The sequence below is a fragment of the Alkalimonas collagenimarina genome (assembly GCF_030717845.1).
Classification (GTDB): Bacteria; Pseudomonadota; Gammaproteobacteria; order Enterobacterales; family Alteromonadaceae; genus Alkalimonas; species Alkalimonas collagenimarina.
In genome coordinates this window covers 235,539-251,073 of the sequence record NZ_JAUZVZ010000002.1, presented here as the reverse complement: position 1 = coordinate 251,073, position 15,535 = coordinate 235,539, and the positions used below count along the sequence as shown (strand labels likewise).

13 protein-coding genes are annotated in these 15,535 nt (G+C 48.3%); 5 read left to right on the top strand and 8 right to left on the bottom strand.

Going from position 1 to position 15,535, the window contains the following annotated elements; translation table 11 throughout:
• Positions 1 to 1,415: Ig-like domain-containing protein (locus tag Q3O60_RS02370; RefSeq protein WP_305892293.1), on the bottom strand; the 1,415-nt coding region annotated here is incomplete at its 3' end.
• Positions 1,416 to 1,742: 327 nt separating this feature from the next.
• Between Q3O60_RS02370 and Q3O60_RS02365 the strand changes: the two genes are divergently transcribed.
• Complete coding sequence (locus tag Q3O60_RS02365; protein ID WP_305892292.1) at positions 1,743 to 4,697, top strand: UDP-N-acetylmuramoyl-tripeptide--D-alanyl-D-alanine ligase; 2,955 nt, start codon at positions 1,743 to 1,745, stop codon at positions 4,695 to 4,697.
• A gap of 10 nt (positions 4,698 to 4,707) precedes the next feature.
• Here Q3O60_RS02365 and Q3O60_RS02360 read toward each other — a convergent pair whose 3' ends face one another.
• Positions 4,708 to 5,442 (bottom strand): class I SAM-dependent methyltransferase, encoded by a 735-nt coding sequence (locus tag Q3O60_RS02360; protein ID WP_305892291.1) that lies wholly within the window; start codon positions 5,440 to 5,442, stop codon positions 4,708 to 4,710.
• Between the two features lie 45 nt (positions 5,443 to 5,487).
• On the opposite strand from Q3O60_RS02360, the gene gloB reads away from it, so the two are divergent.
• From gloB to Q3O60_RS02345, 3 genes are all read left to right on the top strand, one after another.
• Positions 5,488 to 6,282: a hydroxyacylglutathione hydrolase gene (gene gloB / locus Q3O60_RS02355; protein ID WP_305892290.1), complete on the top strand. Its 795-nt coding sequence runs from the start codon at positions 5,488 to 5,490 to the stop codon at positions 6,280 to 6,282.
• Between the two features lie 61 nt (positions 6,283 to 6,343).
• Positions 6,344 to 7,954: a LysM peptidoglycan-binding domain-containing protein gene (locus tag Q3O60_RS02350; protein ID WP_305892289.1), complete on the top strand. Its 1,611-nt coding sequence runs from the start codon at positions 6,344 to 6,346 to the stop codon at positions 7,952 to 7,954.
• Positions 7,955 to 7,973: 19 nt separating this feature from the next.
• Positions 7,974 to 8,456, top strand: coding sequence for a hypothetical protein (locus Q3O60_RS02345; RefSeq protein WP_305892288.1), 483 nt, complete (start codon positions 7,974 to 7,976; stop codon positions 8,454 to 8,456).
• 15 nt (positions 8,457 to 8,471) lie between these two features.
• Here the strand turns inward: Q3O60_RS02345 and Q3O60_RS02340 are convergent, their stop codons facing one another.
• The 6 genes from Q3O60_RS02340 to tyrR form a co-directional block, all read right to left on the bottom strand.
• Positions 8,472 to 8,720 carry a hypothetical protein gene (locus tag Q3O60_RS02340; RefSeq protein WP_305892287.1) on the bottom strand — a complete coding sequence of 83 codons (249 nt, stop codon included), beginning with the start codon at positions 8,718 to 8,720 and terminating at the stop codon, positions 8,472 to 8,474.
• On the bottom strand, positions 8,710 to 9,348 hold the full coding sequence (gene maiA / locus Q3O60_RS02335; protein ID WP_305892286.1) for a maleylacetoacetate isomerase: 639 nt from the start codon (positions 9,346 to 9,348) through the stop codon (positions 8,710 to 8,712). The genes Q3O60_RS02340 and maiA overlap by 11 nt, the downstream gene beginning before the upstream one ends.
• Positions 9,349 to 9,413: 65 nt before the next feature.
• Complete coding sequence (locus Q3O60_RS02330) at positions 9,414 to 10,436, bottom strand: fumarylacetoacetate hydrolase family protein (RefSeq protein ID WP_305892285.1); 1,023 nt, start codon at positions 10,434 to 10,436, stop codon at positions 9,414 to 9,416.
• A 39-nt stretch (positions 10,437 to 10,475) separates the two neighbouring features.
• Positions 10,476 to 11,615, bottom strand: a complete 1,140-nt coding sequence (locus Q3O60_RS02325; RefSeq protein WP_305892284.1) for a homogentisate 1,2-dioxygenase — start codon at positions 11,613 to 11,615, stop codon at positions 10,476 to 10,478.
• Positions 11,608 to 12,681: a 4-hydroxyphenylpyruvate dioxygenase gene (gene hppD, locus Q3O60_RS02320; protein WP_305892283.1), complete on the bottom strand. Its 1,074-nt coding sequence runs from the start codon at positions 12,679 to 12,681 to the stop codon at positions 11,608 to 11,610. Before hppD ends, Q3O60_RS02325 begins: the two co-directional genes overlap by 8 nt.
• Positions 12,682 to 12,916: 235 nt before the next feature.
• Positions 12,917 to 14,479 carry a transcriptional regulator TyrR gene (tyrR, locus tag Q3O60_RS02315; protein WP_305892282.1) on the bottom strand — a complete coding sequence of 521 codons (1,563 nt, stop codon included), beginning with the start codon at positions 14,477 to 14,479 and terminating at the stop codon, positions 12,917 to 12,919.
• A 166-nt stretch (positions 14,480 to 14,645) separates the two neighbouring features.
• Here tyrR and Q3O60_RS02310 point away from each other — a divergent pair, with 166 nt between their 5' ends.
• The gene (locus Q3O60_RS02310; protein WP_305892281.1) at positions 14,646 to 15,515 is read left to right on the top strand and encodes a bile acid:sodium symporter family protein; all 870 of its coding nucleotides are present in this window, start codon (positions 14,646 to 14,648) and stop codon (positions 15,513 to 15,515) included.
• The last annotated feature ends 20 nt before the right edge of the window (positions 15,516 to 15,535 follow it).

The following is a 15,535-nucleotide window of genomic DNA, read 5'->3' as shown; positions in this document are numbered from 1 at the left end:
GCATCCGCATCTGCATCTGCATCGGCATCCGCATCGGCGTCAGCATCGGCGTCAGCATCCGCATCGGCGTCAGCATCCGCATCGGCGTCAGCATCCGCATCCGCATCGGCATCTGCATCCGCATCGGCGTCAGCATCCGCATCAGCGTCTGCGTCTGCATCAGCGTCAGCATCCGCATCGGCATCCGCGTCGGCATCTGCATCGGCATCTGCATCTGCATCTGCATCGGCATCTGCATCCGCATCTGCATCTGCATCTGCATCGGCATCGGCATCTGCATCGGCATCTGCATCGGCATCAGCATCTGCATCGGCGTCTGCATCAGCGTCGGCATCTGCATCAGCGTCCGCGTCGGCATCCGCGTCAGCATCGGCATCTGCATCCGCATCCGCATCCGCATCCGCATCCGCGTCAGCATCTGCATCGGCATCTGCGTCAGAGTCTGTATCGTCAATATCTATTGTAATATCTCGTTCAGCTGTTGCGGTGGCACTGTTGCCTGCTGCATCAGTGGCCGTCACGCTGGCTTCAATCTGGTTGTCTGCGATCAAGTCATCCGTCAGGACATCTATCGCATACACCAGATTACCATCGGCATCTTCAACAACCGCGCCGGTGTACTCATTGCCGTTCACGGTCAAGGTGACGATATCGCCCACCACCACGTCGCCGCCCACGGTGCCGCTGACGACTGTAAATTCTTCATCCGCTTCATCGGCGTTAATAATGTCATCGCCCGCGATCACGTCAATAGTGATGCTGGCTTCGATCTCGGTGTCGGCATCCGCGTCCGCATCAGCATCAGCGTCGGCATCTGCATCTGCATCAGCGTCAGCATCAGCATCAGCGTCAGCATCAGCATCAGCATCAGCGTCCGCATCAGCATCAGCATCTGCATCAGCGTCTGCATCCGCGTCAGCGTCGGCATCAGCGTCAGCATCCGCGTCGGCGTCGGCGTCGCTATCATCATCGGTAAAATCAACAGTTTCAGGCAGGAAGGTTTCTGTTGCTGTTTCAGTGGCGCTGGCATCAGTGAATGTATCATAGCCAGCAACCGGGAGGACTTCATTACCATCACGATCAAAGATAGTGGCACTATTGCTACCATCATTCCCTGCATCACCAGCAGCGGCTGCCGGAATTAGATTGATATCGTCACCACTGAGTAATGCTTGTTGAATGGCTTCAATTTCAGCAGTCAGCGCACTATCAATTAAAGGGTCACTTGAAGAAGTATCTGCAAGAAGATCCGCACCGTTGAGTTGCGCACCTTCTTCAAAAATAAGTTGAGCGTCAGCAGGTAATTGCTGACCAAGAGTTACCAGCTCTAAATCACCATTGGCCTGTTTTAGCCATATCTGACCGGTGATCGATAAAACCATCAAGGGTTCGATAGTTACAAACTGTTTTAACATAAGTAATTCCCTTTACAACCTACAGCCTGACTGCTTGAAGATATTCTGATTCATTATGCTTATTAAATCAACAAAATCCGTACTTCACACACTATCCAGTGTTACTTAATTAATTTACAACCGCAAAACATACCTCTGCAACCATCTGATATGCTAAGGTAAAAATTATCTATCTTCAATTAAGATCAACGGTATAGCATGATAACCACAATCCCATGGGATTTATTGCGCTACAACGTGCATAAAAACTATCCCGCACGGGTTAAGCAACATATTAGGTTTTGTCTATGGTGCGCTATCAGTGATGGTGCGAGGCGAAGCTGGGTAATGCATGCTGTTGCCGACGATTTCGCTAACTGTTGGCAACAATTGCAACAAAATACCGAACAATGCATTGCCAGCAAACAATTAACCGTGCGCTTTCTTCGAATCGACTGGTTACGTTCAGCTCAACCACTAACAATGACCTCGTTGCAGCAACAACTGAAACAAACGAAACGAAACTATTTCCGCTATGGCATTGCTTTTGATGACGAGTTCAGCCAGCTTTATACGGAACAAGAACTAAATGCCAATGCTTTGCTCTATGGCGGTAATGCCACTTCGTACTGCCAACTGAACCCACATAATTTCGCCGTATATCAACAGCGCCGGTTTAACAGCACCATTAAAAATCCAGCAGAGCTTCCCGCTGAACATCGGGTCTGGCTGCTTGATACACAAGGATTGTTTCTGGATAACGAGCAGCAGCTCTTTTTGCTCTATCCATCAGGGCCGAATGCAGGACGCAGACAACTGCCAGCGCTGGATCAGTCAACCACATCAACAATAATTACTCAGTCATCCCACTATTTAGCATCTCAAGTTAAAGAGGATGGCAGCTATCACTATGGTTATTTCCCTAGTTTTCATCGGCCCATTGCCAATTACAACACCCTGCGTCATGCCAGCTCGACCTATGCTTTAATTGAAGCCTGGCAAGTCTCGCAAGATCCGTCGTTGCATAACGCCATTCAACGGGCGCTGTCGCGAATGACCAACGACTTTATTGTGCATCACTCCACAGAAACAGGTTCCCAGCTGGCTTTTTTGTTGGATGAAAATCACGAGATTAAGTTGGGCGGCACCGCGTTGTGTTTATTGGCGTTATGCAAATACAAGGAAATCACCGCCACCACACAGTACGATGAACTGATGTCAAAACTGGCGGCTGGTATTCTTTTTATGCAATGCCCTAAAACCGGCCGTTTTGTGCATGTGCTGTATGGTCACGATTTTAGCGTAAAACAAGCGTTTCGTATCATCTATTACGATGGTGAAGCCTGCTTTGCCTTATTGCGTTATTACCAGCTTAGCAAGCAACCGCAATGGTTAGCTGCGGTTGAGCTGGCTTTTGACGACTTTATTGCCAGAGAGCACTGGAAAGCTCATGATCATTGGCTTAGTTACAGTGTCAATGAGCTGGTTCGTTATCGGCCTGAAGCCCGCTACTTTGAGTTTGGCTTGAACAATGTGATGGGCCACCTCGATTTCGTCATAGAGCGGATCACCACCTTCCCAACCTTGTTGGAACTGATGATGGCCGCACATGAATTACTACTGAACTTGGTTCAGCGCCCCGAGCTGTATTGGCTTTACCATAGCCTGAACCTGGACAAATTTTACTTTGCCATGCAGCAGCGCGCCGAGCACATGTTAAATGGCTTTTTCTGGCCTGAGCTAGCAATGTTTTTTCGGCATCCGGATGCAATTTGCGGTAGTTTTTTTATACGCCACCATGCCTTTCGTATTCGCATTGACGATATTGAACATTATTTATCGGGTTACATCGCTTATGATCGTTTTTTAAAGCAGAAACAACCCAGAGCTCAGATCCCCCCACCACCACTTGCTAACCCAGCGAATCACTGGACGGCAGAGCAACTGGCATGCGCTACTCATGGGAACTGGAGTGGCGCGGAACCACCTCCCGAGCAAATAGATAGTGTGGCGATCAGCATGCATGGTTTAAAAAAATGCAGCTTAGTCATGGCTTCTAATCTCAAAAACCCAGCAGGGTTTAAACCAGAAGCACTTCAGGTACAAGAGCAGAACATAGCTGCTATTTTAGCAGAATCATCTACTATCACCTGCGACGTGTCCAAGCCTATTCTTGAGGTAGAAGACAATCAACAAGCCATACTGGCGTTAGGCAGCTATGCCCGTAGTCGCATGCAAGGCAAAGTGATTGCCGTAACAGGCAGTGCCGGCAAAAGCACCATGGTAGCGCTGCTGGCTCACAGCTTACATTGCATTGGCTCGACTGCCAGTAGTCAAGCCAATGCCAATTTACCCTTAGGCGTTGCCTGGAATCTTGCCTCAATGCCCTGGTCACTGGATTTTGCAGTGCTTGAGCTAGCAATAGGCAGCATTCGTTTAAGCAGTCGCATCGCCCGACCGGATGTCGCCGTGATAACCACAGTTGCTCCTGCACACCTCAAATACCATAAAGATGTCACAACCATTGCCCGTAAAAAAAGTCGGTTGTTCCACGAAATGCGCCCTGGCTCGTTAGCGATCATCAATCGAGATATACCGGAATGGCCTATTTTCCAGCAGGCTGCACTGGCGAGGCAACTTCGGGTGATCAGCTATGGCACTCATCAAGGTGCTGACGTCCGCTTAAGCCATTATCAGCCCCCTTGGTTGGATGTGGAATATCAAACCGAAACCTTTCGGTACCAATTAGCCACTCCAGGCGAGCATATGGCCATCAATAGCTTGGTGCTGATTGCTTTGGCAAAAGGGTTAGCACTGCCCATACCTACATTACTGGATACGGCCAAACACTTTCAGGCCATTGAAGGTCGCGGCCAGCAACGGCAACTGCAGCTGCCACAAGGCAACATTGCTATGATTGATGATGCCTACAACGCCAACCCTGCATCCATGCGGGCACTGCTAAAGATGCTGCCCGAAATCCCCAGAACTGGGCGGCTACTATTAGTACTCGGCGATATGCTGGAACTTGGGGAGCAAAGTCCATTACTGCATCGAGAACTGGTGCCTGATATCGAAGCCAGCTTGCCAGATAAGCTGTTTTGTCTTGGTGAGCAAATGAGCGAACTAAAGCCGTATTTCAGCACGAGTCAGCATTGCGAGTTTTTTATGGATGTAGAGGCATTACAGCAAGCACTGCTGGATGAACTTCAAGCCGGCGATTTGATTGTATTTAAAGCATCTAATGGCATTGGTTTGCATCAAATAGTACATGCTCTACAACAAGCATCGAATTTAAGTTGATACGAGATGATTATTTTCGCCGTTGCACACGATTCGTGGTCAGCGTTCCTTCAACAGCAGGAGCATAACTGGCACTAAGCTGCCACTTTGGTCGTATCGGTGTAAGCGGTAACTCGCGTTTTCGTGCCACCAATAAATAACTGCTGCCGATAGAATGAGCCAACCAATCGCGCCAACGGCTCTCTGGCGCTGATTGCCCCAGCATGGCTGAACAAAAAAAGCGCTGTTCCGTCATCACCTCAAAGCCAAGTAAATAGAGCCAATCTTTCAATCGACTGGTACTGAAAAAGCGACCACTCCAGGGCAGCTTATGTCGCAGCCAAGGGTTTAACTTCATCAAGCCGGTTAAACTTAATGGATTAAAGCCAGTCAGTAGTAAATACCCATCGGCCATCAACACCCGATGAGCCTCGCGCATTAAGTGGTGTGGATCAGAGGAAAACTCATGGGCATGGCACAGCAATAAAGCATCAACACTCAAATCTTTTACCGGCAGTGCATCTGGTTCTGCTTTCATATGCAACGTATCAGCCTTGATCCCGACATGGATATGATGCTTAATGGAACATTCAGACGTATCAAGCTGACAACTTAAATCACCAACTTTGAGCAAGTAATAGCCAAATATTTGTGGCCACCATACCGCTAGCTTTTGCTCAGTGCAGCGCAGCAACGCATCGCCCTGAGGCAACTGTTGCCAATCTGATGGTCCAGGAGCTGGTCGATGACTTAAAGCAGGCTTCATGGTGATGTGCGTCCTTTGCCAATCTAGTGTAAGTGAGTATATCAGATGCCAGCACACAAACTGACTCTAACCCCGGTCCCCGCCTTCGAAGACAATTATATCTGGTGCATAACCGACACCGAACATGGATCCATGGTGGTGGTCGATCCCGGTGATGCAGGCCCGATCATCGCATTTGCTCAGCAAAGCAACAAAGCGATAAGTCATATTTTGATTACCCACCATCACTGGGACCATACTGATGGCATTGGAGAATTATTGCAAATGTGGCCAAATGCCATCGTCTATGGCCCTGGTTATGAGGCCACTAAAATCTCAGCGATCACCCATCCGCTGTCCGATGGAGATTGCATCGACTTGCACGATTTTGGCCTTAATTTCACAGTACTGCATGTACCCGGGCATACGCTAGGACACATTGCTTATTATCATGCCTGCGAGAATCAAGCACCGCTGTTGTTGTGCGGTGATACGCTCTTTAGCGGAGGCTGTGGTCGATTATTTGAAGGCAGCCCAGAGCAGATGCACCAATCACTGCAACGATTGGCTCAGCTGCCTGATGAAACCAAGGTGTACTGTACGCACGAATACACCCTGGCCAACCTCGCTTTCGCTCGCCATGTTGAACCGACCAATCAGGCATTAATTGCTTATCAAGCCGAGTGTCAGCAGTTGCGCGCCAATAAACTTCCAACCTTACCGAGCTCCATTGGCTTGGAAAAAGACATCAACCCTTTTCTGCGCTGCGAGCAACCCAACTTGCAAAAAACCTACCAAAGTAAAACAACTGCTCAGGTGTTCAAGCGACTACGGCAGCATAAAGATGAATTTAAATCCTGACTTGCAATCATTAACCAAGCAGGTAACATGCAGTTTATCGATCAAAACACAGGATTTATGCATGAGAGTACGCGTCACCACTGCCCTGACGGCAATACTGATAGCCGGTTGTGCCACAACTAGTAGCCAACTGCCTCAATCAGAAGCAAGCAGCCAACAGGCCACTGCCGCGAACTTTGAACAGGCCGCCAGCGCCGAACTCATTGCAACCAACCTACTGAATGGTCAGATCAAGAAGCCGGCTAAAACCATTGCTCCTCTTGATGTGCAGACCGCCGAGGATGTCTGGCAACGCATTCAGATGCAACTGACCTTTGAAGTCCCTGAATCTCGTCCCATTGCTGAACAGCGTAACTTTTTCTCGCGCAATCAATCCTATCTGGATCGGGTCTCAACCCGAGCAGAACCTTATTTGTTGTACATTGTTGAACAAATCGAAGCCCGCGACATGCCAATAGAGCTGGCTCTGTTGCCGATTGTTGAAAGTGCTTTTGATCCTTTCGCCTATTCACACGCCAGAGCATCAGGTTTGTGGCAATTTATGCCAGCGACAGGTAAACGGTTTGGCTTAGAACAAAATTACTGGTACGACGGTAGGCGGGATGTGATTGAATCTACTCGCGCTGCGCTAGACTATTTGCAGTACTTACATGACCGGCTGGAAGGAGATTGGCTCAATGCTATTGCCGCCTATAATGCTGGCGAAGGTCGTTTGTTACGTGCAATACGTCGTAATAAAAGCCGTAATTTACCGACCGATTTTTGGTCACTCGATTTGCCACGTGAAACGACAGCCTATATTCCGAAATTGCTGGCTTTAGTGGATCTGGTACGTCAACCAGAAGTCTTCGACATTGCTTGGCAACCTATTGCCAATACACCACAAATCACCGTCGTTGATGTCGGCCGTCAGATCGATTTGGCCGTTGCCGCTGAAATGGCTGGCTTGAGTTTAAATGAATTACACGCGCTCAACCCAGCGTTCAATCAATGGGCAACCGACCCCAATGGAACCCATCGTTTGGTGCTGCCGCTGGAAAAGCAATCACAGTTTGCTGAAACACTGGCAGCCACACCACAGGATCAATGGCTTAGCTGGCAACGCCATACTGTGGCACGAGGTGATACCTTAGGTAAAATTGCACTGCAGTACAAAACATCAGTGGCAGCCATTCAACGCTTGAATGAGCTCAATAATCATACCATCCGTGTTGGCCAGCATCTGTTGGTGCCGGTATCGGCCAGGAATGCCAGCGATTATCAGTTGAGCCAACCCGGACGTATCGCTAAGGCGCAACAAAGGACCAATGCCGCCCAACGAATCAACTATACTGTTAAGCAAGGTGACACCCTGTGGGATATCAGCCGGGCCCATAACGTTAGTGTCAACCAATTAACGCGTTGGAACGGAATGACTGCGCGTGACACCCTGCGTTTAGGGCAAACACTGGTGATTGAACAACCAACAGCGACAGATAACTCTCAGCCTACAGCGCAAGGGGTGACGCGTACCATCAACTACCGGGTGCGCCGTGGTGATTCGTTATCTCGCATTGCTCAGCGTTACAGTGTACAGGTGGCAGATATTCTGAAATGGAATCAGCTAAGCCTTGATAACCACTTACAACCAGGGCAACAGCTTCGCTTACTGGTGGATATCACCCAGTCCTGAACCTGAGAGGGCAATGAACATGAAGCACTTATTGACGGTTTTATTGCTAGGCGTTGCGCTTCATTTCCCTGCTTTCGCCTACTTCGAAGTAGAAGGTAAAGGGATCGTCCATTTGAAGAATGGTGATAGCAAGCCATTTACTTTTGGTTTCTCTTATACTCGCAGAGATGGCCGCAACGTTTTTATCGTCGGCAAGAATTCACTCCCTGTACAGCAAGTGCCGCAAAAGTACTCATTGGCACTTGTGTTGCATCAAGACAGTTATGTCTGGGTGAATGATTTTGTTGATGAACCGTTGATCGGTTTTGACTTTGAGATTGATGGTCACCGCCTTAAGCTCTATCGAGAAGATGGATTAAGAGAGCGTGGTAGTTATGTTATTGAAATCAATGGAGTACGACATCATTTCAGTCGTAACATCGGACAAATCAACTTCTACTTTAAACCACAAGGCATTGATAGAGTCGAGCCAGAAAGCTTTATCCGGCCACGCAGCCGCTAAGCGGCGACAAGAGCGTTAGAACAATGAGTCACCAGAGCTGCCACGCTCAGCTTCTTGCTGCAGCTGCAGCGCAGGCACTGTTCCCCAAAGCACACACAACAAGGGGGCCAACCAATGAAACCACCAGTGAAATGAAATACTGAACCCCTGCCAATAGGCATACACAATTGCGATCCATTGCAGCACTACTCCAGCCAGCCCAATCATAAACAAAGCCCGATTTACGATGCGCCGCGGATAGCAGGGGATCAGTTTATTGCGCATCAGCTTGTTGCTCTGGGGCTGCGCTCTGAAAAGCAGTCAACTGATTGCAGTGCTGATAGATGGATTGAATGATCGGGTATGGTGTCATATCCAATTGAAAACGAAGGGCATTGTATACTTGAGGTACTAAGCATACATCCGCCAAGGTTAGCTCATTACCGAAACAATATTCTCCTGACGTGGTCGCTAAACGTTGCTCCAAGGCTTGAAAACCTGTCTGTAACCAATGGTGGATCCAGTCAATCTTTTGTTGCTCGGTAAGCTGTAAGGTTTGGGTCAGATACTGCAGTACACGGAGGTTATTCAATGGATGAATATCGCAGGCAATATCCAACGCCATCGCCCGAATCACAGCCTTTTTCGACACATCCGCAGGCAGTAAGGCGGGCTCTGGATACTGCTCTTCTATATACTCCAGCATAGCCAGCGATTGATTGAGCGTCAGATCACCATCTTGCAAGGTTGGCACCAGCTCAGCCGGGTTCAATGCTTTGTAGTCAGCCTGATGCTGCTGACCGCCATCTTTGACCAAATGAACGGAAACCGATTCAAATGAAAGCTGCTTAAAAGCCAGTGCAATACGAACCCGGTAGGCGGCCGATGAGCGCCAATAACCATACAATTTCATAGCAATTCCTCACAAAAAAGCTGCCGAAGCAGCTCTTTTAAATTTATTTATGACCGGACAGAGTCTTACGCTTTATAGCTATACTCTACCACTTGCTGATCGATGGCACCAAAAATACTTTGGCCTTGTGGATCGAGCATCTCAATGCGAATACGATCACCAAAGCGCATAAAGCTGGTGCTTGGCTTGCCATCACGAATGGTTTCAATCATCCGTATTTCAGCAATACAGCTGTAACCAACACCACCTTCTGAAATGGCCGTGCCATACTCAGTACCTTGCTTATTGGAGACAGTGCCAGAGCCAATAATGGTGCCGGTGCCGAGCGGACGCGTTCTGGCAGCATGGGCAATCAACTGACCAAAATCAAACGTCATATCGATGCCTGCATTGGGCTTACCAAAAGCGACATCGTTGTAAGTAGAAAGCAACGGCAGATGCAAACGAGCATCGTTCCAATGATCACTTAACTCATCCAGGGTAACTGCAACCGGACTGAAGCTGGATGATGGTTTAGATTGATAAAAACCAAAGCCTTTACCCAGCTCATTGGGAATAAGACCACGCAACGACACATCATTCACCAGCATCACTAAGCGAATACGCTCACGTGCTTTTTCTGCTGAAATCCCCATCGCCACATCATCAGTGATCACGGCAATTTCACCCTCAAAATCGATACCAAAATCTTCGCTGGATACTTCAATCGGTGCACAAGGACCAATAAACGCATCGGAGCCACCTTGATACATCAAAGGATCAGTCCAGAAACTCGGTGGCATCTCGGCATTACGGGCTTTTCGAACCAATTCGACGTGATTGACATAAGCGCTGCCATCAGCCCAGTGGAAAGCACGCGGTAATGGCGACTCACAATGCTGTTGTTCAAACGCGACGGCATCAGCAACATCGCCAGCATTTAACGCTTGATAGATTTCTTCAGCCTGCGGCGCTTTTTGTTGCCAGTCATCCAGCAATTGTTGTAGTGTCATGGCTATCTGAGGGATAGTCACACAATGCTGTAAATCACGACTCACCACCACCAGCTGACCATCACGATGGCCATTGTTTAAGGTTGCTAATTTCATAAAAAATCCTTGTACTGCATGCCTGACTCAGGCAAAAAATTAGTTGCTATCAGTTACTTTCCAGCTATTCACATAGGCTGGATTTTCATGGTTTTCGGCAGCGGAACCGACCTCCAGCGCATCACGGGTATCCAGCATCACCGCCACTTCATCGGTAAACTTTTTACGATACTCCTGCGCGGCTTGAAAGGCTTTCGGGTGCGGGCCATGGGTAAATCCTGCCGGATGGAAAGTGACCATGCCTTTTTCGATGTTATCGCGGCTGAAAAAGTCACCGGCATGATAAAATAGCACTTCATCATAGTCGTCGTTGTTGTGATAAAACGGCACTTTTAATGCACCCGGATCGCTTTCAATCGGACGTGGTACAAAGGTACAGACCACGAAACGCTGCGCCACAAACGTGGTGTGCGCTGATGGCGGTAAATGGTAGCGATGACTCATTAACGGCCGAATATCACGCCAGTTAATGCGCATGACAGCCAAATCACCATGCCAGCCAACCGCATCCAATGGATTGTAGGGGTAGGTAATCACCGAGGTTTGACCATGGCGCTTGACCTGAACCTGCCAGCTTTGCTCAGAGTATTGCGCTTTAAAAGCCTCATCAATTTTTGGCGTATCCAGCATGGCAGGGTCAAAAATAGCGTGGTTGCCCACCAAACCTTTTTCGGGCAACTGATAAGAATCGTTTGTCGCTTCAATCATCAACAGCACCATCGGCTGTTTCGGTTCCAGGCGCCACATGGTGGAGCGAGGGATGACCACATAATCGCCCTCAACGATTTCAAGGTGACCATAGTCGCAATACAGATCGGCACTGCCTTCATGCACAAATAACAACTCATCGCCATCGGCATTTCGCACTAAAAATGGCATGGTCTCTGCGACTCGCCACGTGCGCATCTTGCAATGTGCATTGTGCAACAATAATGGCACCTGCCATGGTGAGCTGGTGCTGTTTTCGGTTAACTGATTAAAATCGAACAAGCGAGGCCGCAATGGCCCCTGCCAGTCGCTCCAACCGGTTGGGGCATGACTGTGATGGAAGTGCGTAGCTGGACCAAAGAAACCACTACGGCCAGTTTCCCGCTCATAGATTGCTTGTTCAGGGAAGTCAGCATGTGCCTGACGCGACACATCCCCTTCCCGCAGTGGAAACGAGGCCCATTTACGCATTGGCTAACACTCCGCGCTGAATTTGATCTTCTTCAATGGATTCAAATAAGGCTTTAAAGTTACCTTCACCAAAGCCTTCATTGCCCTTGCGTTGAATGATTTCAAAGAACACAGGGCCAATTACTGTCTTGGTAAAGATTTGTAGCAAGATACCATCTTTCATCGGTGCGCCGTCGATCAGGATGCGTAATTCACGCATCTGTTCCAAATCTTCGTCGTGACCTTCAACTCGTGCATTGACCTTGTCGTAATATGTATCTGGCGTCGGCATAAAGTCCATACCACGCGCACGCAGATCACGAACCGTCTGATAGATATCATCGCTGGTCAGCGCAATATGCTGAATGCCTTCACCATTGTACTCACGCAAAAATTCTTCAATCTGTGATTTATCATCAGACGATTCATTGATCGGGATACGGATCTTGCCACAAGGCGCCGTCATGGCACGAGAGACCAAGCCAGTCAGCTTTCCTTCGATATCAAAATAGCGAATTTCACGGAAATTACCGATGTTTTCATAAAAACCAGACCAGACGTTCATATTGCCACGCATCACGTTGTGCGTCAGGTGATCCAGTACTTCAAGGCCAACACTATGCTTAACCATCTCATCTTTCCAGTTATCATAGTATTTAAAGTCGATGTCGTAGACTGAAGAGGCACCGTAGCGATCGACAAAGTACAGCAGACTGCTACCGATACCATACACCGCCGGAATATTTAGCTCCATCGGACCAATTTGATTTTTGTATTCTTTGGCACCATTCGCTACAGCATGTTGCAATGCTTTGGCGGCATCCGACACCCGAAACGCCATGGCACAAACACTAGGGCCATGTTCACGGGCAAAAGCTTCGGCTTGTGAGTTGGGCTGCGCATTGATGATAAAGTTAATGTCGCCCTGCTTGTAGAGCCAGGCTTCTTTGGAGCGATGCTTGGCGACCTCAGTGAAGCCTAAACCATGAAATAATTTTTTTAGCTTTTCAATGCCATCCGCATCAGCTGCCGTGTATTCCACAAATTCAAAACCATCAGTCCCCAACGGGTTATATACTTCTTGCATCAGACGTCTCCACTTAATGACGAGTAGTGATTAGCAGGCTGGCTGCTGGTGTCGCTATCTTGCGATAGTCTGAAGAAAATGAACATCCACCCACTGCATCGTCTCGTTTTAGTAAGACAACGGAAATCGTAAAAAAATCAATACAAAAGCCAGAAATGGTGTCTAATTGGAGAGGACTAGCCAGCAGCAGCGAGCTACTGCTGGCTAAGAGTATCGTTTTACAAACAAAGTGTAATTAAATTTTTACAGTCTTGCGGTTGATACCGTAATCACGCAGTTTATTGGCAATAGCCGTATGGCTTAACCCCAGTTTTTTGGCCAGTTGCCGTGAGCTTGGATAAGCAGGATAAAGCTTGCGTAACAAGCTGGATTCAAAGCGCTTTACTGCTTCATCCAGCGTGCCATCAAACTCTTGTTCCAAATAGCCAAAGTCGCTGGTGAAGCTTGGCAATTGCAAATGCTCTTTATCCAGTTGGCTGCCTTCCAATAAGGTAACGGCGCGGTACAAGGCATTTTCTAACTGACGCACATTGCCTGGCCACGGGTAATTTTGCAGAAACTGAATGCAACTGTCGGCTAGTTTAGGCGCCTTCCGCCCCAACCTTGCAGCAAAACGGGCGACGAAATGCTCAGCCAAGGGTACAATATCTTGTTTACGCTCACGCAGCGCTGGCAGATTAAGTGCAAATACATTCAACCGGTAGTACAAGTCTTCCCGGAACTTTCCATCCTGCACCATAGCGGGTAAGTCATTCTGGGTGGTGCAAATCACACGTACATCAACCTTAACTTCATGCTCATCGGCCACACGACGAAAGGAACCATCTTGCAAAAAACGCAGCAGTTTACTTTGCAGTTCGCGCGACATTTCACCCACTTCATCCAGAAACACCGTGCCGCCATTGGCCTGTTCAAAAATACCTTTTTTGCCTTCATTGGAACCCGGAAACGCATTAGGGCCATAACCAAACAACTCAGACTCTGCGACATTATCCGGCATTGAGGCACAGTTGACTGCTAAAAACGATTTATCCGCCCGGTTACCCGCGCCATGGCAAGCTCTGGCTAACAGCTCTTTGCCGGTGCCGGTTTCACCTATAATAAGAACCGGCGCATCTAGCAGTGCCATCTTCTTTGCTTCGCGGATCACCTTACGCATTTGCGGACTCTGTGCATGCAACGTCTGGAAGCTTTGTTGATCGCCCTGATTAAACGCCACCATATGCTGGCCCAGCCGGCTTTCCGACTTCAAGTTAATCACCGCACCAGCCAGTAACTCATGGCCGCTATCGTCGGGGACCATCACAGGCAAAATATCAGCAATAAAGCGTTTACCATGGATCTCGAAACGGCGGGTTTGTGCCAGTACGTCATCACTTTCCAACCAACGCAAGAAATTAAAGCCTTTCACCATACCCACAAAAGATTCGCCTTCAATCTCTTCTCTGCTGACCGACAAGGCGTCTAATGCGGCATCATTAATGATGCTGACCTGCGCTTTGGTATCAATGGCGATAATGCCATCTGGTAAGGTTTTCAATAAGGTGATCAATTCATTTTGATGGCGCTCAGATGGCATAAATGCGGTGGTTTTTACATCGACAACCCCGGGAATACGACGCATTTTTCCCATCAACTCCTGAAACTGCTCGAAGTGAATACTGGGAAAAGACACATACATCCGGCCCAAGGCTGAGTCAACCTCGATCCCGCGTAAATCCAGTTGATAACTCACAAGAATGTTTAAAACCTCTTGCGCTATCCCCAAACGATCCTGACATTGAATTTCAAGGCGCATAACGGTACGGTTACCTCACTCTAATTCCATTGCAGCATGATACGTTATAGTGCCACAGCTAGACCAGTTATTTTGTAAAGAATTATGAACAAAAAAATAATAGCTACTCATGATATTCTGATGTAGGGTCAAGGTACCAATACGATAAAAGCCTCTGAATAAACCTATGGAAGCAACTATATTCACTCAAATTTTTCTGCCTGTTGCCTTAGCAGTCATCATGCTGGGAATGGGATTATCGCTAAAACCAGTGCATTTTAAGCAATTATGGCTCACACCGAAACCGGTACTAACAGGCTTGTCCTTACAAATTATTGCTATCCCTATGTTGGCATTTTTACTCGCTTGGGGGTTGCGACTACCTCCTGAACTCGCCGTTGGTCTGGTGTTAATTGCCGCTTGCCCTGGCGGCCCTACCTCCAACTTGATTGCTCATCTGGCGCATGCGGATATGGCGTTATCCATTAGTTTAACAGCCCTTAGTAGTCTGGTTGTCATCATAACGCTGCCTTTGCTGATCAATTTCGCATCACTATTATTCCTTGGCGAAGGCCAGTATGTTGCCCTGCCGGTGCTTCGCACCATCGCGCAATTGCTGATCATTATCGTGGTACCCGTTAGTCTTGGTATGTGGCTAAAGGCTCGTTTCCCGCAGGTTTCAAAAGCCTGTGTTCGCCCCGTCAAGTTTCTCTCTAGTTTGTTTTTAGTCATGGTGGTCGCCGGAGTGTTATTTGGCGAGAAAGATCGCATACTCGGCTTCTTTGTTCTGATCGGCATCGGTGCGGCTTTGCTGAATATCGCCAGCATGTTGGTCGGTTATATAGGTGGCAAACTAGCGGGATGTCGTGGTGCACAAATCCGTTCTTTGACCATCGAAGTTGGTATTCAAAACGGTACCTTAGGTATCGCCATCGCCACCTCGCCACTGTTATTAAACAACAGCACCATGGCCATCCCATCGGCCGTCTACAGCCTGATTATGTTTGCCTCTGGTGGCTTGATGATTTTGTGGGGTTATCGGAAAAAGCATGCATGATAGAAAGCCCGGGCAAGTCG

Coding starts and splice junctions, on each gene's coding strand:
- Q3O60_RS02365 (WP_305892292.1), top strand. CDS start 1,743: ATGCATGCTGTTGCCGACGATTTCGCTAACTGTTGGCAACAATTGCAA.
- Q3O60_RS02360 (WP_305892291.1), bottom strand. CDS start 5,442: ATGAAGCCTGCTTTAAGTCATCGACCAGCTCCTGGACCATCAGATTGG.
- gloB (WP_305892290.1), top strand. CDS start 5,488: ATGCCAGCACACAAACTGACTCTAACCCCGGTCCCCGCCTTCGAAGAC.
- Q3O60_RS02350 (WP_305892289.1), top strand. CDS start 6,344: ATGAGAGTACGCGTCACCACTGCCCTGACGGCAATACTGATAGCCGGT.
- Q3O60_RS02345 (WP_305892288.1), top strand. CDS start 7,974: ATGAAGCACTTATTGACGGTTTTATTGCTAGGCGTTGCGCTTCATTTC.
- Q3O60_RS02340 (WP_305892287.1), bottom strand. CDS start 8,720: ATGCGCAATAAACTGATCCCCTGCTATCCGCGGCGCATCGTAAATCGG.
- maiA (WP_305892286.1), bottom strand. CDS start 9,348: ATGAAATTGTATGGTTATTGGCGCTCATCGGCCGCCTACCGGGTTCGT.
- Q3O60_RS02330 (WP_305892285.1), bottom strand. CDS start 10,436: ATGAAATTAGCAACCTTAAACAATGGCCATCGTGATGGTCAGCTGGTG.
- Q3O60_RS02325 (WP_305892284.1), bottom strand. CDS start 11,615: ATGCGTAAATGGGCCTCGTTTCCACTGCGGGAAGGGGATGTGTCGCGT.
- hppD (WP_305892283.1), bottom strand. CDS start 12,681: ATGCAAGAAGTATATAACCCGTTGGGGACTGATGGTTTTGAATTTGTG.
- tyrR (WP_305892282.1), bottom strand. CDS start 14,479: ATGCGCCTTGAAATTCAATGTCAGGATCGTTTGGGGATAGCGCAAGAG.
- Q3O60_RS02310 (WP_305892281.1), top strand. CDS start 14,646: ATGGAAGCAACTATATTCACTCAAATTTTTCTGCCTGTTGCCTTAGCA.